Annotated in this window: 17 protein-coding genes and 1 pseudogene; 13 read left to right on the forward strand and 5 right to left on the reverse strand. The window is 72.7% G+C overall.

Going from position 1 to position 21,099, the window contains the following annotated elements:
- Nucleotides 1-172: 172 nt before the first annotated feature.
- The 10 genes and pseudogenes from ACWC0C_RS31915 (at nucleotide 173) to ACWC0C_RS31960 (ending at nucleotide 10,935) form a co-directional block, all read left to right on the forward strand.
- A complete protein-coding gene (locus ACWC0C_RS31915; protein ID WP_450867526.1) occupies nucleotides 173-361 on the forward strand; it encodes a ferredoxin in 189 nt (62 codons plus the stop codon).
- A 3-nt stretch (nucleotides 362-364) separates the two neighbouring features.
- Nucleotides 365-1,573 (forward strand): NAD(P)/FAD-dependent oxidoreductase, encoded by a 1,209-nt coding sequence (locus ACWC0C_RS31920; RefSeq protein WP_450867528.1) that lies wholly within the window; start codon nucleotides 365-367, stop codon nucleotides 1,571-1,573.
- Nucleotides 1,574-1,585: 12 nt separating this feature from the next.
- Nucleotides 1,586-2,398: an acetoacetate decarboxylase family protein gene (locus tag ACWC0C_RS31925; protein WP_450867530.1), complete on the forward strand. Its 813-nt coding sequence runs from the start codon at nucleotides 1,586-1,588 to the stop codon at nucleotides 2,396-2,398.
- A 124-nt stretch (nucleotides 2,399-2,522) separates the two neighbouring features.
- On the forward strand, nucleotides 2,523-3,983 hold the full coding sequence (locus tag ACWC0C_RS31930; RefSeq protein ID WP_450867531.1) for an aldehyde dehydrogenase: 1,461 nt from the start codon (nucleotides 2,523-2,525) through the stop codon (nucleotides 3,981-3,983).
- Nucleotides 3,976-4,914, forward strand: coding sequence for a 3,4-dihydroxyphenylacetate 2,3-dioxygenase (locus ACWC0C_RS31935; RefSeq protein WP_450867532.1), 939 nt, complete (start codon nucleotides 3,976-3,978; stop codon nucleotides 4,912-4,914). The genes ACWC0C_RS31930 and ACWC0C_RS31935 overlap by 8 nt, the downstream gene beginning before the upstream one ends.
- A 19-nt stretch (nucleotides 4,915-4,933) precedes the next feature.
- A complete protein-coding gene (locus ACWC0C_RS31940) occupies nucleotides 4,934-5,779 on the forward strand; it encodes a fumarylacetoacetate hydrolase family protein (RefSeq protein WP_450867534.1) in 846 nt (281 codons plus the stop codon).
- A gap of 673 nt (nucleotides 5,780-6,452) precedes the next feature.
- Nucleotides 6,453-7,040 (forward strand): annotated as a pseudogene (locus tag ACWC0C_RS31945) (TetR/AcrR family transcriptional regulator); the annotation flags it as partial.
- 180 nt (nucleotides 7,041-7,220) lie between these two features.
- Nucleotides 7,221-8,681 carry an APC family permease gene (locus ACWC0C_RS31950; RefSeq protein WP_450867535.1) on the forward strand — a complete coding sequence of 487 codons (1,461 nt, stop codon included), beginning with the start codon at nucleotides 7,221-7,223 and terminating at the stop codon, nucleotides 8,679-8,681.
- A gap of 65 nt (nucleotides 8,682-8,746) precedes the next feature.
- Complete coding sequence (locus ACWC0C_RS31955) at nucleotides 8,747-10,237, forward strand: aldehyde dehydrogenase (protein WP_450867536.1); 1,491 nt, start codon at nucleotides 8,747-8,749, stop codon at nucleotides 10,235-10,237.
- Nucleotides 10,234-10,935 (forward strand): gamma-glutamyl-gamma-aminobutyrate hydrolase family protein, encoded by a 702-nt coding sequence (locus ACWC0C_RS31960; RefSeq protein ID WP_450867537.1) that lies wholly within the window; start codon nucleotides 10,234-10,236, stop codon nucleotides 10,933-10,935. The genes ACWC0C_RS31955 and ACWC0C_RS31960 overlap by 4 nt, the downstream gene beginning before the upstream one ends.
- A gap of 7 nt (nucleotides 10,936-10,942) precedes the next feature.
- Here the strand turns inward: ACWC0C_RS31960 and ACWC0C_RS31965 are convergent, their stop codons facing one another.
- Entirely contained in the window at nucleotides 10,943-11,515 is a 573-nt protein-coding gene (locus tag ACWC0C_RS31965) for a MarR family winged helix-turn-helix transcriptional regulator (protein WP_450867538.1), read from the reverse strand.
- Nucleotides 11,516-11,729: 214 nt separating this feature from the next.
- Here ACWC0C_RS31965 and ACWC0C_RS31970 point away from each other — a divergent pair, with 214 nt between their 5' ends.
- A complete protein-coding gene (locus ACWC0C_RS31970; protein ID WP_450867539.1) occupies nucleotides 11,730-12,572 on the forward strand; it encodes a hypothetical protein in 843 nt (280 codons plus the stop codon).
- Here the strand turns inward: ACWC0C_RS31970 and ACWC0C_RS31975 are convergent.
- Complete coding sequence (locus ACWC0C_RS31975) at nucleotides 12,559-14,976, reverse strand: polysaccharide lyase 8 family protein (RefSeq protein WP_450867541.1); 2,418 nt, start codon at nucleotides 14,974-14,976, stop codon at nucleotides 12,559-12,561. The genes ACWC0C_RS31970 and ACWC0C_RS31975 overlap by 14 nt on opposite strands.
- Before the next feature lie 150 nt (nucleotides 14,977-15,126).
- Here ACWC0C_RS31975 and ACWC0C_RS31980 point away from each other — a divergent pair, with 150 nt between their 5' ends.
- Nucleotides 15,127-15,765, forward strand: a complete 639-nt coding sequence (locus tag ACWC0C_RS31980) for a peptidoglycan-binding protein (protein ID WP_450867542.1) — start codon at nucleotides 15,127-15,129, stop codon at nucleotides 15,763-15,765.
- Between the two features lie 297 nt (nucleotides 15,766-16,062).
- Nucleotides 16,063-16,536: a flavin reductase family protein gene (locus ACWC0C_RS31985; protein WP_449194258.1), complete on the forward strand. Its 474-nt coding sequence runs from the start codon at nucleotides 16,063-16,065 to the stop codon at nucleotides 16,534-16,536.
- 279 nt (nucleotides 16,537-16,815) lie between these two features.
- Here ACWC0C_RS31985 and ACWC0C_RS31990 read toward each other — a convergent pair whose 3' ends face one another.
- From ACWC0C_RS31990 to ACWC0C_RS32000, 3 genes are all read right to left on the reverse strand, one after another.
- Entirely contained in the window at nucleotides 16,816-19,266 is a 2,451-nt protein-coding gene (locus ACWC0C_RS31990; protein ID WP_450867544.1) for a SpoIIE family protein phosphatase, read from the reverse strand.
- A 138-nt stretch (nucleotides 19,267-19,404) separates the two neighbouring features.
- Entirely contained in the window at nucleotides 19,405-19,785 is a 381-nt protein-coding gene (locus ACWC0C_RS31995) for a hypothetical protein (RefSeq protein WP_449194036.1), read from the reverse strand.
- Nucleotides 19,786-20,135: 350 nt separating this feature from the next.
- The gene (locus ACWC0C_RS32000) at nucleotides 20,136-21,053 is read right to left on the reverse strand and encodes a MurR/RpiR family transcriptional regulator (protein ID WP_449194037.1); all 918 of its coding nucleotides are present in this window, start codon (nucleotides 21,051-21,053) and stop codon (nucleotides 20,136-20,138) included.
- Nucleotides 21,054-21,099 lie beyond the last annotated feature (46 nt).

A 21,099-nucleotide genomic window follows, 5' to 3' on the forward strand; every position in this document is an offset into this window, starting at 1 on the left:
ATCCATCCGGATAGGTATTGACCCGGGGGTGGTGGCTGCCTACCTTGTTTGAAGCCAAACGAGTTCCGGGGGCGGTCACCGCCCCCGGTTGGCCGGGGCCCTTCCTGAGCCGGTCGGGCCCCACTTCGCCCCTCTTCGCTCCGCGACGCCCTCACCCTCAGGAGGACCGGCCATGCAGGTCGTCGTCGACATGAACAAGTGCCAGGACCACGGCCAGTGCGTCTTCGCGGCACCCGACGTCTTCCGGCTCGACGCCGACGGGCGCCTCGCCTATGTCGCCGACCCCGACGACGCCCTGCGCGACGAGGTCGAGGCGGCGGCCGACGTCTGCCCGCTCCAGGCCATCCGGATCGAGGACTGACCGATGAGCGGTCGTATCGTCGTCGCCGGCGCCTCCATGGCCGGTCTGCGCGCCGCCGAACAGCTGCGCGCGGCCGGCTGGACCGGCACGATCACGGTGGTCGGGGACGAACCCCACATGCCGTACAACCGGCCCCCGCTCTCCAAGGACGTCCTGGCGGGCCGGGCCCCCTTCGAGTCGCTCGCCTTCCGGCCCCGCGCGAGCGTGTCCGACGTGGAGTGGCGCCTGGGCCGCAGGGTCGCCGCGGCCCGCCTCGCCGAGCGGGCCGTCCAGCTCGACGGCGGCGAGGTGCTCTCCTACGACGGACTGGTCGCCGCCACGGGCATGCGGCCCCGCCGCCTCGGCTGCCCCGGACCACTCGCCGGCCGCCACACCGTGCGCACCCTCGCCGACGCCCAGGGCCTGCGCGAGGCACTGACCCGTCCCGGCGCCCGGGTGGTCGTGGTCGGCGCCGGTTTCATCGGCTGCGAGGTCGCGGCCACCGCCGTCGGACTGGGCGTCGCCGAGGTCACCGTCGTCGATCCGCTGCCGCTGCCCATGGTCGGCCCGCTCGGGGAACTGCTCGCCCGGGCGCTGCTCGAGCGGCACGCGGCGCGCGGGGTGCGGTTCCGGCTCGGCACCGGGGTGCAGGCTTTCGCGGGTGATCGGACGGTCACCGAAGTGATCCTGGACGACGGTTCGGTCATCAGGGCGGACGTGGTGGTCGAATCGGTCGGTTCGATCGCCAACACCGAGTGGCTGGACGGCAACGGACTCGACCTGACCGACGGCGTCCGCACGGACGAACTGTTGCGGGCCGGCGGCCGCGCCGAGGTGGTCGCGGTGGGCGACGTCGCCCGCTTCCCCAACGCCCGCTACGACGGTGCCCCCCGCCGGGTCGAGCACTGGTCCATCCCCACGGACACCGCCAAGCACGCGGCGAGGACCCTCGTCGCCCATCTCCTCGGCCAGGACGCCGAGTTGGCGCCCTTCGCACCCCTGCCCACCTTCTGGAGCGACCAGCACGACTTCCGGCTGCAGTCCTTCGGCGCGCCCGCGCTCGGCAGGGACGACGTGCGGATCCTCGACGGCGAGCCGGACGGTGACGTGGTCGCCGGCTACCACTCGGCCGGCCGCCTGACCGGCGTCGTCGCCCTCGGCGGCCCGGCCGCCGCGTCCGCCGCCGCCCGGTACCGCGCCGAACTGCTCAGGCAGCCCGCCCTTACCGCCTAAGGAACCCCCGCCATGACCAGTGTCCGTGGTTACTTCCATCCCAAGACGGCGAGCGGCGCCTCGTCGCTGATCCCCGCGCCGCCATGGCGCTACTCGGGGGACCTGCTCACCGTCGAATACCGCACGGATCCCTCGCGGGTGCGGGAACTGCTGCCCGAACCCTTGGAGCCGGCGGATGAGGATCCCGGTGCGGTTGCGCTCATCTGGGCCGACTGGCAGTCGTGTTCGGCGTCGGGGGAGGAACTCCTGGACCCCGTGCGCTCCCAGTACAAGGAGGCGTTCGCGGTAGTTCGCTGCAAGTACCGCGGCCAGACGTACTCGCGATGCGTCTATATCTGGGTCGACAAGGACTTCGCGATCGCCCGCGGGCTGCACCAGGGATATCCGAAGAAGCTCGGCTCCATCCACCAGACGCGGCCGCACCCGTACGGGCCCGCTCCGCGGATCGAGGCGGGGGCGCGGTTCGGGGCGACGCTCGCGGCTGCCGACCGGCGGTTGGCGCAGGCCGTGGTCACCTTGCGGGAGCCGTCGGAGACCAACGGGTTCGTCAACGGGCATCCCATGGTCCATCACCGCTGGCTGCCCTCGATCGAGAAGGGCAAGGGGCTCGTGCTGGACGAGTTGATCGAGTCGGGGGCGGCCTCCTTCGAGGGAGGTCGGCCATGGGTCGGCGACGCGGAGTTGGAGTTGTTCGAGGCGCCGACGGAGGAGCTGGCGCGGCTGGAGGTCCGGGAGCCGATCGCCGCGTACTACCGGCAGGTGGGCGTCGTGTGGGACGGCGGACGTTTGTTGGAGTCCGGCACGTCGGGAGCGTCGGCCGAGTGAGGTCGTCGTCGGCCTGTGGGTCGTCGTGGGCTGGTCGCGCCCCGCGGCGCAGCCGCACATCGATACAGCCCCGCACCACTTCGGGGCGCTGCCCCACCCCCCTCGTCTCAATGGGAGCCCTCTCATGACCGACAAGATCACCGTCGCCGGCGTCTCCGTCGACACCCGGCACTGGATCGGAGGCGAGCGCGTTGCCTCCGCCTCTGCCTTCACCGATCACTCGCCCATCGACGGAACAGCCCTCGGCGACATCGCCCGCGGTGGCCCCGCCGAGGCCGACGCCGCCGTCGCCGCCGCCAAGGCCGCCTTCCCGGCCTGGGCCGCCACCCCCCGCGCCGAACGCGCCCGCATCCTGCACGCCATCGCCGACGGCGTCGAGAAGCGGCTCGAAGAACTGGCGATCGTCGAGACCACCGACAACGGCGCACTCCTGCGCTCCCACCGCCGTGGCGTCATGCCCCGCGTGGCCCACAACTTCCGTTTCTTCGCCGACTGGTTGCTCCGGCTGGACCACGAGGACTTCGAGACCCGCGGGCACACCAACCACGTCAGCTGGGACCCGGCAGGGCCCTGTGTGCTGATCACGCCGTGGAACTCCCCGCTGATGCTGGCCACCTGGAAGGTCGCCCCGGCCCTCGCCGCCGGCAACAGCGTGGTCCTCAAGCCCGCCGAGTGGTCGCCGCTGACCGCCTCCCTGCTCGCCGACATCGCGGCCGAGGCGGGACTGCCCGCCGGCGTGCTGAACGTCGTACAGGGCTACGGCGCCGAGATCGGGGACGCCCTCACCTCGCACCCGGACGTGCGCCGGATCAGTTTTACGGGATCGGTGCCGACCGCCCGCCGTATCGCCGCCTCGGCCGCCGCGAACCTGACCCCGCTCAGCCTCGAACTCGGCGGGAAATCACCCCTGTTGGTGTTCGCCGATGCCGACCTGGACCTCGCTGTGGACCTCGCGGTGGAGCAGTACGACAACGCCGGGCAGGTCTGCCTCGCGGCCACCCGGATCCTCGTCGAGGAGTCCCTCGCGGGGGAGTTCACCCGGCGGTTCGTGGCGAAGGCGAGCGCGCTCGTCCAGGGCGACCCGCGAGACGAGGGCACCGACATCGGGCCGAACATCCACCCGCGCCAGCTGGAGAAGATCGACGGATTCGTGCGGCGGGCGGTCGCCGCCGGGGCCCGCGCGGTCATCGGCGGGCACCGCGAGGACGGCCAGTACTACGCGCCGACCCTGCTCACCGACGTCGCCCAGGACTCGGAGATCGTCCAGGAGGAGGTCTTCGGGCCCGTCCTGACCCTCCAGACCTTCGCCACCGAGGAGGAGGCCGTCCGCCTCGCCAACGACACCCGCTTCGGGCTGGCCGCCACCGTCGCCACCGGCGACCGCGAGCGCGCCGAACGCGTCACCGCCCAGCTGGTCGCGGGCACCGTCTGGGTGAACTGCTTCTTCGTCCGCGATCTGCAGGCACCCTTCGGCGGCTCCCGCCTCTCCGGCGTCGGCCGCGAGGGCGGCACCTGGAGCTTCGACTTCTACTGCGACCTGAAGAACACCGTCACCGCCCCGAGGGGATGGAAGGACCATGGGTGAGATCGTCGGGGCGGGCCTGCTCGCCCACGTCCCCACCATCGTGCTGCCCGAGGCCGAACGCCTGGCACTGAACGAGGGCAAGGAGATCACCCTCGTCACCGGCCTGAGGCAACTACGCGAGGATGTCTTCGAACACGACCACTACGACACCGTCGTCGTCCTCGACTCGCACTGGGCCACGACCGTCGAGTTCGTCGTCACCGCCCAGGCGCGCCGGGCGGGCCTGTTCACCTCCGAGGAGCTGCCGCGCGGCATGTGCCGCATGCCGTACGACTTCCCCGGCGACCCCGAACTCGCCCACAACATCGCGTCGTTCGCCGACGAGCACGGTACCTGGATCACCGCGATCGACGACCCGTACCTGCCGATCTACTACGCCACCATCAACCTCTGGAAGTTCCTCGGCGAGGGCCTTCCCGGCAAGCGGTGGGTGACCATCGGCGTCTGCCAGACCGGAGACATGGAGGACCACCTCCGGCTCGGCCGCGCACTCGCCGACGGCATCGCCGCCACCCCGGGCCGCCGGGTGCTGCTGATCGCCTCCGGCGCCCTCTCGCACACCTTCTGGCCGCTGCGCGAGCTGCGCGACCACGAGTCCGGCGACCCGGTGCACATCTTCACCCCTCAGGCGCGCGCGGCAGACGAGGAGCGCATCGCCTGGTTCAAGGAGGGCCGCCACGACAAGGTCCTCGGCACCATGGACGAGTTCTGGAAGGTCAAGCCGGAGGCGAAGTTCTTCCACTACCTGATGATGGCCGGGGCCCTCGGCGAGCAGGCCTGCACCGCCAGGGGCCGCCAGTACGGCGCGTACGAGAACTCCGTCGGCACCGGACAGGCGCACCTCTGGTTCGACCGCCCGGCCGACGGCTGGACCGGCACCGGCCTGCCCGCCGCCGCCCCGTCCCCGCGCACTCCGCACAGCCGCGCCTAGCCGTATCGAGGAGCCCCTCATGCCCGAATACCGCCGCATCCTGCTCGACGGAGCACCCGTCCAGGTCACCGTCGACGGCGAGGAACTCGTGGCCCCGGACGGCCGCCGCGTCAAGATCGAGAACGCCCGGCACCTCCCGCCGGCCGTCCCCTCCAAGATCATCGCCGTCCACCTCAACCACCGCAGCCGGGTGGAGGAGTTCCGGATCGAACTGCCCGACACCCCGACCTACTTCCACAAGCCGACCTCCTCGCTCAACTCCCACCGGGGCGCGATCGTCCGGCCCGAGGGCTGCAAGTGGCTCAACTACGAGGGCGAAGTGGCCATCGTGATCGGGCGGACCGCGCGGAACATCTCCCCGGCCGAGGCCGGGGAGTACATCGGGGGCTACACGATCGCCAACGACTACGGCCTGCACGACTTCCGCGACACCGACGCGGGCTCCATGCTCCGGGTCAAGGGCTCCGACACGCTCTGCCCGCTCGGCCCGGGCCTGGTCACCGACTGGGACTTCCACGGCAAGCGGCTGCGGACCCACGTCAACGGCGAGGTCGTACAGGACGGCTCGACCGACGAGATGAAGTGGGACATGCACTACCTCGTCGCCGACATCGCCCGCACGATCACCCTCCACCCCGGAGACGTGCTGCTGTCCGGCACCCCCGCCAACTCGCGGCCCGTCCGGCCCGGCGACGTCGTGGAGGTGGAGGTGGAAGGGCTCGGCCGGCTCACCAACCACATCGTCACCGGACCGACCCCGATCCGGACCGACGTCGGCGCGCAGCCCACCGAGTCCGAGGAGGTGCTGTCCACCGCCCTCGGCGGCGACTGGGAGTTCCGGGGGATCCGGGCCCCACGCCGGTGAAGCACGGACCCGCGCCGCGAGGCCGGCGGGTAGGGTCGCCGCCATGACCGACTCCGCCGAGCCCCCGCAGGCAGCGCCCGAGCCCGCACGGGCCGACGCTCCCCAGGCCTCGCAGGCCGGCGCGCCCCAGGCCTCGCAGGGCGCCGCCTCTCCCGACGGCGGGCTGGGCGACGCGCACGGTGCTTTTGCGGACTGTGTGGGGGGTGACGCTTCTCGGGCTTTGGGGGGCGGTGCTCCTTTCGACGGTGGGCGGGGTGATGCTCCTGCGGTCGCGCGCGGTGCTTTTCCGGATCATGTGAGGGGTAACGCTTCTCAGGCTCTGCGGGGCGGCGCGCCTTACGACCGGGGGTGGGGTGACGCTCCTGGGGCCGCGCACGGCCCCTCTCACGGCCGCGCGCGGGGTCACGCGCACGACCGCGCGGCTGGCATTCCCAAGGCCTCGCGAGGCGGCGCTCACGACCGAGCGCAGGAGGAGACTTCGGGGACCACGCAGGCCGAGAGTCCCGGTACCGCACAGGAGGAGACTCCGGGGACCACGCAGGCCCAGAGCCTCGGTACCGCGCAAGCCAAGGCTCCCGGTACCCCGCAGGCCAAGGCTCCCGGGACCCCGCAAGCTGAGGCCTCCGGTACCCCGCAGGACGGCGTCTCCGAGGGTGCGCGGGGACGTCGGCCGCGGCCCCACAAGCGGCTCGGCTACGGCGAGGGCCGTGAGGCTCTGCTCAGGGCCGCCGTGCGGGTCGTCGGGCGTCGTGGGCTGCGGCATCTGACCTATCGGGCCGTCGCCGAGGAGGCGGGGGTCACCCACGGGCTGGTCGTGCACCACTTCGGTTCCCGGGACGCGCTGATCGAGGAGTCCCTCGCCCACGCGATCCGCGTCAGCCTCAGCAGCAGCCTGCTGGAGCCCGGCACCGGCCGGCCCGAGGACTTCGTCAGCGGTCTGACGGACATGGTGGAGGAGGACGCGGACGGGCAGGCGTACCAGTACGAGCTGCTGCTGGAGGCCCGTCGCCGCCCGGAGCTGCTGCCGCAGGTCAGGGGGCTCTACGAGGAGTACTTCGGCGCCTCGTGGCGCGAGCTGGACCGGATACTGCCCAAGGGCGTGAGCCCGGCCTTCAACCGGCTGGTCTTCGCCGCCCTCGACGGTCTCGTCCTGCACCAGCTGACCGGCATCGCCGACCGCGCGGACACCGAGGCCGCCCTCGCCGAGCTGCGCTCCCTCCTGCGCGACCTGGGCGCGCGCCCGCCCGCCGACCACGACTGAGCGTGCCCGGCACGACAGCCCCCGTCGCGGCCGTGGCGGGGGTTCGTCGTGTGATCCCACAGTCCCCGTCCGGCCCGTGAATTCCCTGCCGTGACCCCTTGCCATGTGGATAGTTCCGGCTCACCATGAGGCAACTCGTTTGGCTCAAAACGAAACCTCTCCCCTCAGCAGGTGATCCGAGTGGACAGTCAGACGGTCGACGTACGCCCCCGGGCCGGAGAGGCCCCCCAGCCCGCAGGAACCCTCAAGCGCGACGCCCTGGGAGTCCTGGGCATCCTGTTCTTCGTCCTCTCCGCCCAGGCGCCGCTCACCGGCATCGCGGGCGCCGTCCCGATCGCCGTAGCCCTCGGCAACGGCCCCGGCGCCCCGGCCGCCTACGCCGTCGCAGGCGCGGTGATCCTGCTCTTCTCGGTGGGTTTCGTGGCCATGGGCCGGCACGTGGTGAACGCGGGCGCCTTCTACACGTACATCGGCAAGGGCCTGGGCCGGACCACCGGCAGCGGCAGCGCCGCCGTCGCCCTGTTCGCCTACTGCACGGTCCAGGCCGCGATGTACGGCCTGTACGGCTACACGGTGGCCGGCCTGGTCGAGCACCACACCGGCATGCACGCGGCCTGGTGGGTCTGGGCCCTGATGACCATGGCCGTCGTCCAGGTGCTGGGCGCCGCCGGCATCGAGCTCGGCGCCAAGGTGCTCGCCGTGTTCGTGCTCGCCGAGTTCGGCATCCTGCTCGCCTTCGCCCTGGTCACCCTGTTCAAGGGCGGCGGCCCCGAGGGCCTCGGCGTCACCGGCACCTTCTCGCCGAGCGCGGTCCTGCAGGGCGCCCCGGGCGTGGCCCTGATGTTCGCCGTCGCGTCGATGTTCGGCTTCGAGGCCACTGCGATCTACGGCGAGGAGGCCCGCGAGCCCCACCGGACTGTCCCCCGGGCGACCTATCTGTCGGTCGCCGTGGTCACCGGCTTCTTCGCCTTCACCTCGTGGATGCTCGTCTCCTCCTACGGCGCCTCCAAGGTCGCCGGGGCCGCGGGAAAGGCGCTGGCCGGCGGTGACTCCACGGTGTTCGTCTTCGCGCCCATCGCGCACCTCTTCGGCGGCTGGGCGAACGACGTGCTGCCCGTCCTGCTCGGCACCTCCCTCTTCGCCGGCGTCCTCGCCTTCCACAACTCCGCCAACCGCTACCTGTTCTCCCTCAGCCGCGAGGGCCTGCTGCCCGGCCGGCTGCGCTCCCTCAACCGGCGCCAGTCGCCCTGGGCGGCCGGCGTCGTACAGACGGCGATCGCGGTGCTGCTGGTGATCCCGTTCGCCCTCGCGGACAAGGACCCCGTCCTGACCCTCTTCTCCTGGTTCAGCGGCGTCGGCGTCCTCGCCTGCATGCTGCTGTACTTCCTGACCTCCCTCTCCGTGATCGTCTTCTTCCGCCGCGAGCGCCTCGACACCCGCCGCTGGAACACCCTGGTCGCCCCCGCGCTCGGCGCCCTCGGCATCGCCGCCGTGATCTGGGTGATCCTCGCGAACCTCACGACCCTCATCGGCGGTGACGCCACCACCGCGACCTGGCTCGCCGCCACCGTCCCCGCGGTACTGCTCCTCGGCGCCGCAACCGCGCGCCTGGTCCGCCCCCGGACCGCCGCCGACCGCTGACGCACCATCGCCGGGCCCGGCCCCTGCGCGGCGGCCGGGCTCCCCTATCCCTGGACAGGAACACCATGCTGGACGTCACCCATGACGAACTGCTGCGCCGGGCCAAGGCACTCGCCCTGCCGGTACAGCACCACATCGACGGGACGGGCGAACCCGGGGGAGGGCGGACCTTCGCGGTCGTCTCGCCCCGCGACGGACAGACCCTCGCCGACGTCGCCGACGCGGGGCAGGCCGAGGTCGACCACGCCGTCGCTGCCGCCCGCCGCGCCTTCGACTCCGGCCCCTGGCCGCGGCTCGCCCCCGCCGAACGCGGCCGCGTCCTGCTGCGCATCGCCGAACTCCTCGAAGAACAGCGGGAACAGCTCGCCCTCACCATCACCCTGGAGATGGGCAAGCCGATCACCGACGCCCATGACATCGAACTGCGCGCCGCCATCCGCACGTTCCGCTGGTACGGCCAGCTCGCCGACAAGCTCACCGACGAGTCCCCGCACACCGCCCCCGACGCCCTCGCCCTCGTCACCCGCGAACCTGCGGGTGTGGTCGGCGCGGTCGTCCCCTGGAACTTCCCGCTCACGCTGGCCGGCTGGAAGGTGGCACCGGCACTCGCGGCCGGCTGCACCGTCGTACTGAAGCCGTCCGAGTCGTCGCCGCTGTCGGCGCTGCTGCTGGGCCGGATCGGCACGGAGGCCGGACTGCCGCCGGGCGTGCTCAACGTCGTCACCGGCGACGGCCCCACCGCCGGCCGCGCCATCGGCCTGCACCCGGACGTCGACGTCCTCGCCTTCACCGGCTCCACCGCGGTCGGCCGGCACTTCCTGCGCTACTCCGCCGACTCCAACCTCAAGCGGGTCTGGCTCGAACTCGGCGGCAAATCACCCAACATCATCCTGCCCGACGCCCCCGACCTGGACCGGGCCGCCGCGACGGCCGCCTGGGGCATCTTCTTCAACCAGGGCGAGATGTGCACGGCGCCCTCCCGGCTCCTCGTGCACTCCTCGATCGCCGAGCGCGTCACCGAGGCGATCGTCCGCCGCGCCCGCGAACTCCGCGTCGGCGACCCGCTCGACCCGGCCACCGAGATGGGCGCCCTCGTCGGCGCGGCCCACCTCGACCGCGTCCTGGACCACATCGCCACCGCCGACGCCGAAGGCGCCCGGCTGCGCACCGGCGGCACCCGCACCCTCACCGGTACCGGTGGCAGCTACCTCAGCCCGACCGTCTTCGACCGGGTGGGCCCCGCCATGCGGATCGCCCGCGAGGAGATCTTCGGACCGGTGCTCGCCGTCCTGCCCTTCGACGACCTCGACGAGGCGGTACGGCTCGCCAACGCCACCGAGTACGGCCTCGCCGCCGGCCTGTGGACCTCCGACCTCACCACCGCCCACCGGGTCTCCCGCGCGCTCAAGGCGGGCACGGTGTGGGTCAACTGCTACGAGGAGGGCGACCTGACCGTCCCGTTCGGCGGCATGAAGCAGTCCGGCAACGGCCGCGACAAGTCCGCGCACGCCCTGGAGAAGTACACCGAGCTCAAGACGACCTGGATCCAGCTGTGACCCGCCCGCTGATCGCGATCCCCGCCCGCTTCTGCGCCACCACCTCCGCCCTCCGGTACGCCGCCGAGGTCACCGCCCGCGCCCTGATCGAGGCCGTCTGGCGGGCCGGCGGCGAACCCGCGAGCATCCACCCGGCCGACACCGGCACCGCCGCCCGGCTCGCCCGTTTCGACGGCGTCCTGCTCCCCGGCGGCGGCGACCTCGCCCCGCACCGCTACGGAGCCACCACCACCCACCACAGCGTGTACGACGTCGACGAGGTCCAGGACACCTTCGACCTGCAAGTCGCCCGCGCCTGCCTGGACTCGGCCGTTCCGCTGCTGGCCGTCTGCCGGGGCATGCAGGTCGTCAACGTGGCCCTCGGCGGCACCCTGGAGCAGGACATGGGCGGTCCCGACCGCGAACACCGCCATCGCGTGCACCCGGTACGGATCCGGCCCGGCACCCTGCTCGAACAGGCCGCCGGCGCCGAGAAGGCGGACGTCTCCTGCTACCACCACCAGCGCGTCGAACGCCTGGGCCACGGCCTGACCGCCACCGCCACCGCCGCCGACGGCACGGTGGAGGGCCTCGAACTCCCTGGTGCGCGAGGGTGGTTCACGGCCGTGCAGTGGCACCCCGAGGACACGGCAGGGGAAGACTCCGCCCAGCAGGGCCTGTTCGACGCGCTGGTGCGCGCCGCACGCGACCGCCGCTGACGGTCTGTCAGGTACGGGCGCGCCGCCCACTGCGCCGGGGCGCCGGCTCGGCGCCGCCGAGCAGGTCCCGGCGGCGCTCCTCGCCGTGCTCCTCCACCTGGAGGACGACCCGCCGCAGCCCCTCCGCGAGGCTGTGGCACTCGGCGTCGCTCAGCCGCGCGGTGACGAACGCCTCCTCCTCGTTGAACTCCGGGAACACCCGCCGCATCAGGTCCTCGCCCTTGTCGGTGAGGCTCAGCAGCACCAGGCGGCCGTCGTCCGGATGCCCGGCCCGGCGCAGCAGCCCGCGCGACTCCAGGGTGCGCGCGACCCCGGTGAGCGTGCCCTTGGAGATCCCGGCCTCCTCGGCGACATGCCGGGTCTCCGACTCGCCCCACACCCACACCACCCACAGCACGACGAACGCCGTCCAGGTCAGGTCCGAGCCGCGCAGCACCGAGTTCTCCAGGTGCTGCCGAACCGCCGAGGCGGCCCGGTAGATATTGGCCACGGCGGCCATCTGCGCGCGGCGGATCGGGACGCCGCCGAGCTTGGCGGAGGCGAGCCGTTCGGCTTCGGTGATGGATCGCTGGCCGGGCACGGGCGCTCCTCGGGTCGCTGAGCGTGACTCCCGCGGCCGGTGCCGCGCCACGGGAGATCGTTCGGGATCAAATTGTACGAGGGTCCAGGCCGGGGACGGGGGCGGCAGCGCTCCGGCGTAACCTTTCTGCAGCCGCTGCCGATCTGCACGGCTGCCGACCCGGCCGCACCCCGACCCGCTGCCGCCGCGGCCGCACCGCCCGAGGAGACCCCGTATGCCCTCCGCCCGCCCCCGCCTGCTCTACGTGACCGACCTGGCGTACGAGGCCCGCGGGCGCCGCTACTGCGACGAGGACATCTTCCTCACCTCCCGGCTCCGCGCCCGCTTCGACCTCGCCCTGTGTCATCCCCTGGACGCCGCCGCGCTGATGGACGGCTTCGACGCGGTGGTCGTCCGCAACAGCGGGCCCGTCCTCGACCACCAGCGCGCGTACGACGCGTTCCGCGAGCGAGCGCTCGCCACGGGGGCGCGGGTGTACAACCCGCTCACCGGCAAGGCGGACATGGTGGGCAAGCAGTATCTGCTCGACCTGAGCGCCGCCGGCTTCCCCGTCATCCCGACGGTCGGCCGCGCCGCGGACCTGCACCTGCTGCCGACCGCCGGCCGTTACGTGGTCAAGCCCATGCTCGGCGCCGACTCCCTCGGCCTGCGGATCGTCCCCGCCGGCCAGGTGGCCGCGCTCGCCACCGGCGACGTCCTGATCCAGCCCTGCGTCGACTTCGCACACGAGGTGTCCTTCTACTTCGTCGACGACGACTTCCAGTACGCCCTGTACGCACCCGACCCCGAGCGCCGCTGGGAGCTGAGGCCCTATGCGGCCACCGCCGCCGACCTGGAGTTCGCCCGGCGTTTCATCGACTGGAACGACCTCGGCCACGGCATCCAGCGCGTCGACGCCTGCCGTACCCGCGACGGTGGCCTGCTGCTGGTCGAACTGGAGGACCTGAACCCCTACCTGTCCCTCGAGGCCCTCCCGGAGGAGGCCAGGGACGCCTTCGTCGCCGCGTTCACGGCGTCCCTGGCCCGATTCGCGCAGGGGGCGCTCAGCCCAGCCTGACGATGACCCGCTGGGTGGCCCCCGCCGTGCCGGTGAGGTCGCCGAAGGCCAGCGTCAGCGTGGAGCCGGTGGCCGCCGAGGCGAGCGTGGCCGGCGCGGATGTGACCGCGTCGACCGCCCGCCGCCAGGTCAGGGTGAGACTCGTGCGCATGCGCATCGGATCGCTCACCGCGATCACGGCGGTGCCGTCGGCCTTCTCGCTGATCATCACGGAGCACGGATCGCTCGCGGTGAGCGTTCCGACCGTTCCGCCCAACCAGAAGTTCACCCCGGTGAAGCCGAGCGAGGCCACGAAGACGCCCTGCCGGCTGTCGGTGTTGGCGAGCACGGTCAGCCACTTCGTGTCCGCCGCCCGGGCCTGCGTACGGGCCGCGGTGGCGCCCGGCAGCAGGAGGTAGGCGTACGTCGCGTTCGCCGGGTCGATGCCGTGGTCGACGTACACCGTCAGGTACTTGCGGTTCAGGACGGTGGCCGAGCCGCCCTTGTTGATCGTGCTCCAGCTGCCGTCGCGGGCGTCGCGCAGTGCGCGCACCGTCGCCCCGCCGGGGAAGACATAGCCCCCGTGCCCCCCGATGTGCGCCCACTTCGCGTCCGTGAGCGTCGCCGACCAGGGGTAGGCGGCGGGCTGGACCGTGGCGTCGACGGTGAAGGGGGCGCCGCCGGTGGGGCCGAGGTTGCGGTTCTCGACGGTCGTCTCCACGGCCGTGCCGTCGGTACAGGTGATGCCCGCGCCGAGGCAGACGATCGTGTCGTCCAGGAAGAACCACGACTTCTTCGCCGCCAGTGTCGACTGCAGGCCCTTGAGGTGCTGCCCGACGGCGGCCCGCTGTCCGTCCGTCGTCCCGCCCACCCATGTCACGTCCGGCTTCGCGGCGCCCCAGTCGCCGCCGGCCGCGTCGGCCAGCGCCTTGCGCGAGACGGTCGTACCGGGCAGCCGGTAAGGGTCGACGGTGGGCCAGAAGGCATCGCTGTACTGGCCGTTGGCGAAGCTGTCGCCCCACCAGTAGAGCATCCCGGACCCGGTGTGCCAGCCGCGCAGATTCTCCCCGTTGCCGGTCTCGTAGTACGTGATCCTCTGGTCCGCCATGCTCAGCGCGGCCGCCCAGCCGGGTCTGCGGTGCGTGGCCCGCCCCATGGAGGGGAACAGCCGGTGCCCGGCCGGCTCGGCCGCCGCCGTCACCGCGCCGTCGTCCTGAACCCCCTGGAGCCGGGCCAGATGCGCCAGGCTCAGCACCGGGTCGGCGAGCGGCGGGCTGTAGTAGTCGCGCTGCATCCAGCCCTTCACCAGAGCACGCCAGCGGGCGTTCTCCGCCGTGCTCGCGCCCCGCCCGAGCAGCACGATCGACGCCAGGATCGGATGGCCGCGCAGATGGTCGTCCTGCTGGATGTGCTTCGGGTCCGCCGCCGAGAGCCCGCGGCTGATCGCCCGGCCCGCCACGCCGTCCATCACCAGGCCGTTGTGGAGGAACGGCGCCCAGGCGTGCTCCACCGCGTCGAACACGATCTGCCGGTTCGGGTCCGTCACCTCCCAGCCGGACCCCGCCAGCAACGCGAACAGCAGGCCCAGCCCGCCCAGCATGACCGAGCCGTACGAGCCGGTGTACGGCACCGTGGTGTGCTGGATGAACGAGCCGTCGGCGTACAGACCGTCGCCGGAGGTGACGTACGGGAACACGGGGGAGAGGGCGTCACGGGCCAGCGCCACCTTGGCCGCGCTCGCCCCGACGACACCGCGCAGCGCCAGCACCCGGCACAGATCGACCCGGTTGGCGCCCGTGCTCGTCCCGCTGTAGCTCGCCACGGCCGAGTCGGGCACGAAGTGGTCGACGGCGGCGAGGTAGCGGGCGATCCGCGCGGCCGACAGGGCGTCGTACATCAGCACACAGATGTCCAGCAGCGCCTGCGGGGCGCCGATCTGCCAGCTGTACCAGTTGCCGTACCAGGTCTGGTCCGCGTTGTAGACGTCGTCGTGGAGGTGGTCCAAGCCGGTGAGGATCGCGTCCCGCAGATCCGCGTCGCCGGTCAGGCCGGTACCGGGCTGGCAGTAGGCCTGCGCGAGCGTGCTCAGGCGGGTGTAACTGGTGTTCATCCTGCCCGAGTAGCCGACCGACTCCTGGTCGGTGTCCGGATCCGGATCGGCGTAGACCAGGTCGGGCCACAGGGAGCCGGCTGCGGGGGCCATCGTGGCCCGGTACTGGTTCGCCGTCGTGCCCAGGTCGGCGAGTCGGCCCTTGAACGGTTCGGCGGTGGGGTCGAACCCCTCACCGAGGATCAGGGTGCGCCACTTCGCCCGGAGCGTCGCGAACTCGTCCGACGCCGCGGCCGCCCGGGTGCCGAGACCCAGGGCGACAGCGGTTCCCGAACAGACGGCCAGAAACCCACGGCGTGACCAAGGAGTCATCATGGCGGCGCTTTCTAGCACGCGCTTTCTCAAACCCTCAATACCTCTTACCGAGTTTCGCGTTTCGAACGCTTGAGAGGGGGCGCCGGTCGCGCTGAACGGCGGCACCCCCGTCGTCGTATCTGAGCACGGGGACGACGGAAGGAGAGCCAGGTGCCGATACCGCCCGATCCCGAACAGCCGCGCTCCGGGCCGGTCCTGGAACCCATCCGGGTGCTGCGGCCCCGCCGTTTCGACGCCCTCGCGGAGCTGATGCGCGAGATGGAGACCGTCCCCGCGCAGACGGCGCACACCGACGAGGCGGAGACGCAGGAACTGCCGCCGGTACCGCCGCCCCGCACCACCGCGTACCTGCGCAAGGCTGCCGTCGCCGGGGCCGTGGCGGCCGCCGCTCTGCTCGGCTTCGGCTGCGCTCTGCTGCTCCCCGGCCGCCAGCAGGCCGCCGCGGCCCCGGCGCCGCACCGTCCGGCGACCACCGCCCCGCCCGCCACCACACCGGCACCGACCCCCACCGCATCCCTCGCACCCCCCGCCACCACCGACCCCGACGGCCCCGGCACCCTCCGCCAGGGCGACACCGGCCCCGAGGTCACCCAACTGCAGAAACGCCTGCTGCGCGTCCCCGACGTCTACCGCGGCGGCTCCACCAGCGGCACGTACGACGCCGACCTGACCGCGGCCGTGGCCCGGTTCCAGCTCTGGTACGGCATCAGCGGGGACGAGACCGGCGTCTACGGCAACGACACGCGCCGCGCGCTGGAGTCACGGACTAGCCTCGGCGACGATTCATGACCGACACGCGGGGAACACCGGGAAGCGGCGAGGGCCGTCCCGGCCCTCCCGGCGTGCCCCGAGGCCGGGCCGGGCCTGGGCGGCGGACGGGAGCGCGGTGCCATGACGGATGCGGACGGTACGGCGAGGATGACGGGCTCGGGTGGTGTGGCGAGTATGGCGGGCTCGGGTGGTGAGGCGGGGACGACGGGACCAGGAGGTGTGGTCGGTATGACGGACCTCGACGGCGCGCAGAGCGCGCCCAGTACGGCGGGAGTCGGCCCGGAGGCCGGTGTGGGTGTCGGCCGCGAGGCCGGCATGGACCGCTTCTTCGGTCGGCTGAACCCCGACATGTGCGTGGTCACAGCCGTGGCCGACGGTGAGCGGGCCGGGTGCCTGGTCGGCTTCGCCTCGCAGTGCTCGGTCCGGCCGCCCCGGCTCGCCGTGTGGCTGTCCAAGGCCAACCACACCTATCGCGTCGCGCGGGCCGCGCACCACCTCACCGTCCACCTGCTCACCCGCGACCAACGGGCCCTCGCGGAGCTGTTCGGTGGCGAGACCGGCGACGAGACCGACAAGTTCGCCGGCCTGGAGTGGACGGAGGAGGACGGCGGGGCGGTGGTCCTGCGGGACGCGGCGGCCTGGTTCGTCGGCGCCATCCTGCACCGCACCGACGGCGGCGACCACGTCGGCTTCGTCCTCCACCCGGTGCGCTGGGGCGAGGGGCGCGCCGGGGCGCTGCTGCGGCTGTCCGACGCGGGCGGCATCAAGGCCGGTCACCCCCTGGAGTGAGCTGGTTCGGACGCCGGGCAACACCGCGCGAGAGTCATTGCCAAGGTGGTGCTCCGGCCTCATCATGGGCGGTCCGCGGCCGACGGCCGCGCGGTCCGTCGCACCACGAACGAAAGCCAGCCCGATGACCGGCTCCCGCATCCCGGGCCTGCTCGCGCCCGCCGTGTTCCTGCTGGCCCTGATCGTCGGCGTGTGCTGGTACTGGAGACACCGGGACGACGACGACTGATCCGGGCCCGGCCGCCGGACCGTCACCACGTGCCCGCGCGCCGCCGAGCCCTACAGGGCCATGCCCGCCGTGCCCGCCGTCTCTGTCGTCTCCGTCGCGTCCGCCCCGCCCCGCGGCATCCTGATGTCCAGCACGCACACGTCGTCCCGCCGCTCGTCCGCGAGCATCGTGGCGAGCAGCGCGTCCACGGAGCCGTAGTCGCCGCGGCCGTGCACACGCACCGCCTCGGCGAGCCGGTCCAAGCCCGTGTCCAGGCTCTCGCCGGGGCGCTCGACCAAGCCGTCGGTGTACAGCAGCAGCCGGTCCCCGGGCTCCAGGCGGAGTTCCGCCGACGCGAAGACCGGGGTCGCGCTCGCGCCGAGCAGCATGCCGTCGGGCCGGTCGAGGTAGCGCACCTCGCCGTGGCGCACGAGCAGCGGGGGCAGGTGACCTGCCTGCGCCCAGGCGAGGACCTGCCGGTCGGGGTCGTAGCGGCCGATCACGAGGGTGGCGGTGGTCTGGGGGTCGCGCGAGTGCAGCAGGAGGAAGTTGAGCTGTGCCAGCGCCCTGGTCAGCGAGGAGCCCGTGGTGACCATGCCCTTGGCGGTGAAGCGGAGCTGGGCCATCGTGGCCACGGCGTCGACGCCGTGGCCCGCCACGTCACCGACCACGAACAGCGCGTCGTCGTCGGGCAGTTCGATGGCGCTGAACCAGTCGCCGCCCACATGGATGCCGGACTGCGCGGGCAGGTACGCGACCTCGACGCGCAGCCCGGCGAGCAGCACCGGTTTGCTCGGCAGCGGCAGCAGGGCGTGCTGCAACCGGGCGGCCAGGGCCCGCTCGGCCTGCAGGATCCCGCGCTGCAGCAGCATCGCCCGCTCGCTCTCCACCAGCGCCAGTTCGGCGCTGCGCTGCGGGGTGAGGTCCTGGACGAAGCCGTGCACCTCGACGGTGGTGCCGTCCTGTGCCGTGACGGCCTCCGCGACCAGCCGCAGATGGCGGACGCCCTCGGTCCTCTGGATGCGGAAGGGCACATCGAACGGCCGGGCGTGGCGCATCAGTTCGGCGATCGCGTGGGTCAGCGGACCCGCGTCCTCCGGCACTGCCAGGTCCGGCAGCCGTTCCAGGGCGAGCGGCTGCTGCGCGGGGGCCCGGCCGAGCACGGCGTACGTCTGCGCGGACCAGGAGGTCTCCTGGGTGAGCAGGTTCCACTTGGCCCAGCCGAGGTTGCCGAGCCGCTGCACATCGGCCAGGCGCTGTTCCTGCCGGTCCGCGGGGTCCTGCCGCAGCCAGGTGACCAGCAGGCCCCCGCGCAGCGGGGCGGCCCGTACCGAGTAGGTGGCGGTCACGGGCACCTCGCCCACCACGTCCTGGTGGACGAACGGCTCGCTCTCGAACGGCACCCCGGTCTCCACGGCCTGAAGGCAGCCCTGCCACAGTGGCTCGTCCGCGACCCACGGACAACACTCCAGGAGCTGCCCGCCGGTCATCTCCCGGCCGGTCCGGCCGAATGCGTCGACCGCCTCCGAGGAGGCGGCGTCGATGCGGTAGTCCGCCACCTCGCCGGAGGCGGCGCGCAGCGGGGTCAGCAGGACCGCCGCGCCCGGCAGCGCGTCGAACACCGCCTGCACGGTCTCGGCGGCGCCTTCGCCGGTGCGTTCGCGGGGTGGATCGAAGGCGCGCAGCCGGCCCGCGCAGAGCCGGGCCACGGCCCGCAGCAGCTCCCGTTCGCGCGGCGCGAACGGCCCGTCGCGCCGGCGCAGCACGCCCAGCGCGACGCGCGCGGTGTCCGCGGCCGGCACGGGCAGCCAGGCCCGGCTGGGCCAGCGCTCCGGCGGATCCCCGAGCAGCAGATACCGGTCGCGGTTCGTGGCCGGGTCCTCCAGCCACCGCGGCTCGCCGGACCGCAGGGCGTCCAGCGCGGCCACCTGGGTGACCGGGGGGAGATGCCGCCACTGCGCGGCGAGGGTCGCGTCGAGGCCGGCGTGCCCGATCAGTTCGAGCCCGCCCTCGGGGAGTTGCTCGTACAGCAGCACGGCGTCGGCGTCCGCCTGCGGCGCGAGGTGGTCCAGCAGGCATCGGGCCAGCTCGTGCGGTGTGCCGACACAGACCAGGTCCCGGCCGATGTGCCCGAGTATGCGTGCGAGTTCCACCGTGCCGGTCTGGGCGGCCTCCCAGGAACCGGCGGCCGGCGGTTCGGCGGGGACCGGCCGGGTGCCGGGCGGCTGCTCCTGCGGCGGCGGCAGGGCGCCCAGGGTGAGCCAGCACTGTTCGAGGAGCGTGCGGTTGCCGTCCTCGGCGCGCCGTACCAGCTCCGCGTGCGCGGCTTCCGGTGTACAGCCTGTGACGGCCATCAGCACGCCTTTGGCCCGCTCCAGGACCGCCGAGGTCGCGGCGAGATCCCGCAGCCGTTCCAGCTCCGCGCGCTGCCGGGCCACGACCTTGGCCAACGCCGCCACATCGGAGCCGGCGGGGTCCACCGGGTGCGCGCGTTCGCTCGTCACGCGACGAGCATGGCACATACGGGGCCGTTCGCTCGCGCGTCTGCCGGTCCGGCTCCATACCAGCTGCTCACGGGCTTCGTACGACCGCCCGACGGGACCCGCGAGCCGTCCGGACGAGGGGGAAGGCGGTGCGGTGCCGTGCCGCCGGCCGGCGGATCAGCGGGCCGGGCCGCGTCCGGCCAGGGCCTCGCTGACCGCGCGGACGCTGCGGGCGATGTGCTGCAGCTGCATGACCTCGGCGGCATACAGCTTGATCGTGTGCTCGATGACCGACTCGGGCAGTCCGAGCATCGGCAGCTCCGCCCGCGCGGTCTGCAGCGCCGTCCGGGCCACCCGTATCTCCTGCTGGACCTGCAGCTGGGCGTGCCGGGCGAGCAGAACGGGGTGGCGGATGAGGGCCGGATAGCTGGCGTAGCGCGCGGGGATCAGCTCGCGCAGCCACTTGGCCGCCGAGCGTTCCCAGTCGTACGAGCCCGGGGTCTTGACCTGGCAGGGCCAGTCGGGGCTGATACGCGTGCTGGTCAAGGTCATGATCATCGCTTCCGGTGTGCGGCGTCGTGAGGGTGTCCGACGGGGTGCGGGGCGGCCCCGGCCTAGGGGATGGCCGGGGCCGCCACGGGCGCGTCGCGCAGACGGCGCGCCCCGGTACACCCCGGGCGCCGACGTGGGTAGGAGACGGCGGCTGGGGGTGTCCGTGCGGAGGCCCCGGGCGTCGGGGGCCGGCGCCGCGCGGAGACGTGCGTACGCATGGGCGGTCCGTCGGCTTTCTCGGGGCGGTGGTGCGAGCAGTATTTATATATGCCGTGCGCTTTGCAAGCCGTATGAAAACATTCATGCGCGCTTGGTGGCGGATCATCCCCTGATCGTCCCCGCATGGGTGGACCGGATCAGTCCTTCTGGAAGAAGTGGTGCTGGTCGGAGAGCTGTTCGTACTTCTCCAGGCGGGCCTGGGTGCGCTCCGGATCGGCGTCGGTCATGGCCTGCAGCAGCGCGGCGGCCATCACCCCGGGTGCGGCGTAGGAATCGAAGACCAGGCGGGAGCCGGTGCCGGTGGCGAAGGTGACGTCGGCCTCGTCGGCCAGCGGCCCGAGCGCGAGGTCGGTCACCAGGGCGACCTTCAGACCGGCGCCGCGCGCCACCCGGACGGCCTGGATCGTCTCCTGGGAGTGCCGGGGCATGGCGAAGGCGAGCACCCAGGTGCCGCCGGCCTCACGGCACTGCATCAGCGTGTCGTAGGCCACACTGCCGCCCCGGGTGACCAGCCGCACATCGGGGTGGATCCGGCGGGCGGCGTAGCCGAAGTACTCGGCCAGCGACTCCGAGATCCTGAGGCCCAGCACGGTCAGCGGGGTGGAGCGGGACAGCTCGCGGCCGATCCGGATGATCTGGTCGGGATCGGCGAAGTCGCGCCGCAGGTTCTCCAGGTTCTCGATCTCGGCGTCCACGGCCGCCTGCAGCTCGTTGGCCCGGTTCTCCTCGCCAGGACCGCCGGCCAGGCTGCTCAGCGCGATCGACTGGAGCTTCTCGCGCAGCGCGGGATAGCCGCTGAAGCCGACGGCGCCGGCGAAGCGGGTGACCGAGGGCTGGCTGACGCCGACCCGGTCGGCCAGCTCCGTGATGGACAGGAACGCGGCCTCGGTGATGTGCTCGATCAGGTACTGGGCGATGCGGCGCTGCCCCGGCGACAGACGAGGGCCGTCGAAGAGTTCCCTCAGCCGGGAGGTCGGGGAGGCCTCGGCCGTGGGCACGGTCTTGCCGGACGTGATCGCTGAAGCCTGTGCGCGCGCCTGCTGCGGCGAGGGCACGGGTCCGCCTCCTTTGTCTGCCACAAGCACTCAACATAGCTCACCC

This window comes from Streptomyces sp. NPDC001709 (genome assembly GCF_053596375.1).

What these genes read in the sequence shown, in the direction of transcription:
- ACWC0C_RS31915 (WP_450867526.1), top strand. Translation starts at nt 173, where the DNA reads ATGCAGGTCGTCGTCGACATGAACAAGTGCCAGGACCACGGCCAGTGC.
- ACWC0C_RS31920 (WP_450867528.1), top strand. Translation starts at nt 365, where the DNA reads ATGAGCGGTCGTATCGTCGTCGCCGGCGCCTCCATGGCCGGTCTGCGC.
- ACWC0C_RS31925 (WP_450867530.1), top strand. Translation starts at nt 1,586, where the DNA reads ATGACCAGTGTCCGTGGTTACTTCCATCCCAAGACGGCGAGCGGCGCC.
- ACWC0C_RS31930 (WP_450867531.1), top strand. Translation starts at nt 2,523, where the DNA reads ATGACCGACAAGATCACCGTCGCCGGCGTCTCCGTCGACACCCGGCAC.
- ACWC0C_RS31935 (WP_450867532.1), top strand. Translation starts at nt 3,976, where the DNA reads ATGGGTGAGATCGTCGGGGCGGGCCTGCTCGCCCACGTCCCCACCATC.
- ACWC0C_RS31940 (WP_450867534.1), top strand. Translation starts at nt 4,934, where the DNA reads ATGCCCGAATACCGCCGCATCCTGCTCGACGGAGCACCCGTCCAGGTC.
- ACWC0C_RS31955 (WP_450867536.1), top strand. Translation starts at nt 8,747, where the DNA reads ATGCTGGACGTCACCCATGACGAACTGCTGCGCCGGGCCAAGGCACTC.
- ACWC0C_RS31970 (WP_450867539.1), top strand. Translation starts at nt 11,730, where the DNA reads ATGCCCTCCGCCCGCCCCCGCCTGCTCTACGTGACCGACCTGGCGTAC.
- ACWC0C_RS31975 (WP_450867541.1), bottom strand. Translation starts at nt 14,976, where the DNA reads ATGATGACTCCTTGGTCACGCCGTGGGTTTCTGGCCGTCTGTTCGGGA.
- ACWC0C_RS31985 (WP_449194258.1), top strand. Translation starts at nt 16,063, where the DNA reads ATGGACCGCTTCTTCGGTCGGCTGAACCCCGACATGTGCGTGGTCACA.
- ACWC0C_RS31990 (WP_450867544.1), bottom strand. Translation starts at nt 19,266, where the DNA reads ATGTGCCATGCTCGTCGCGTGACGAGCGAACGCGCGCACCCGGTGGAC.
- ACWC0C_RS31995 (WP_449194036.1), bottom strand. Translation starts at nt 19,785, where the DNA reads ATGATCATGACCTTGACCAGCACGCGTATCAGCCCCGACTGGCCCTGC.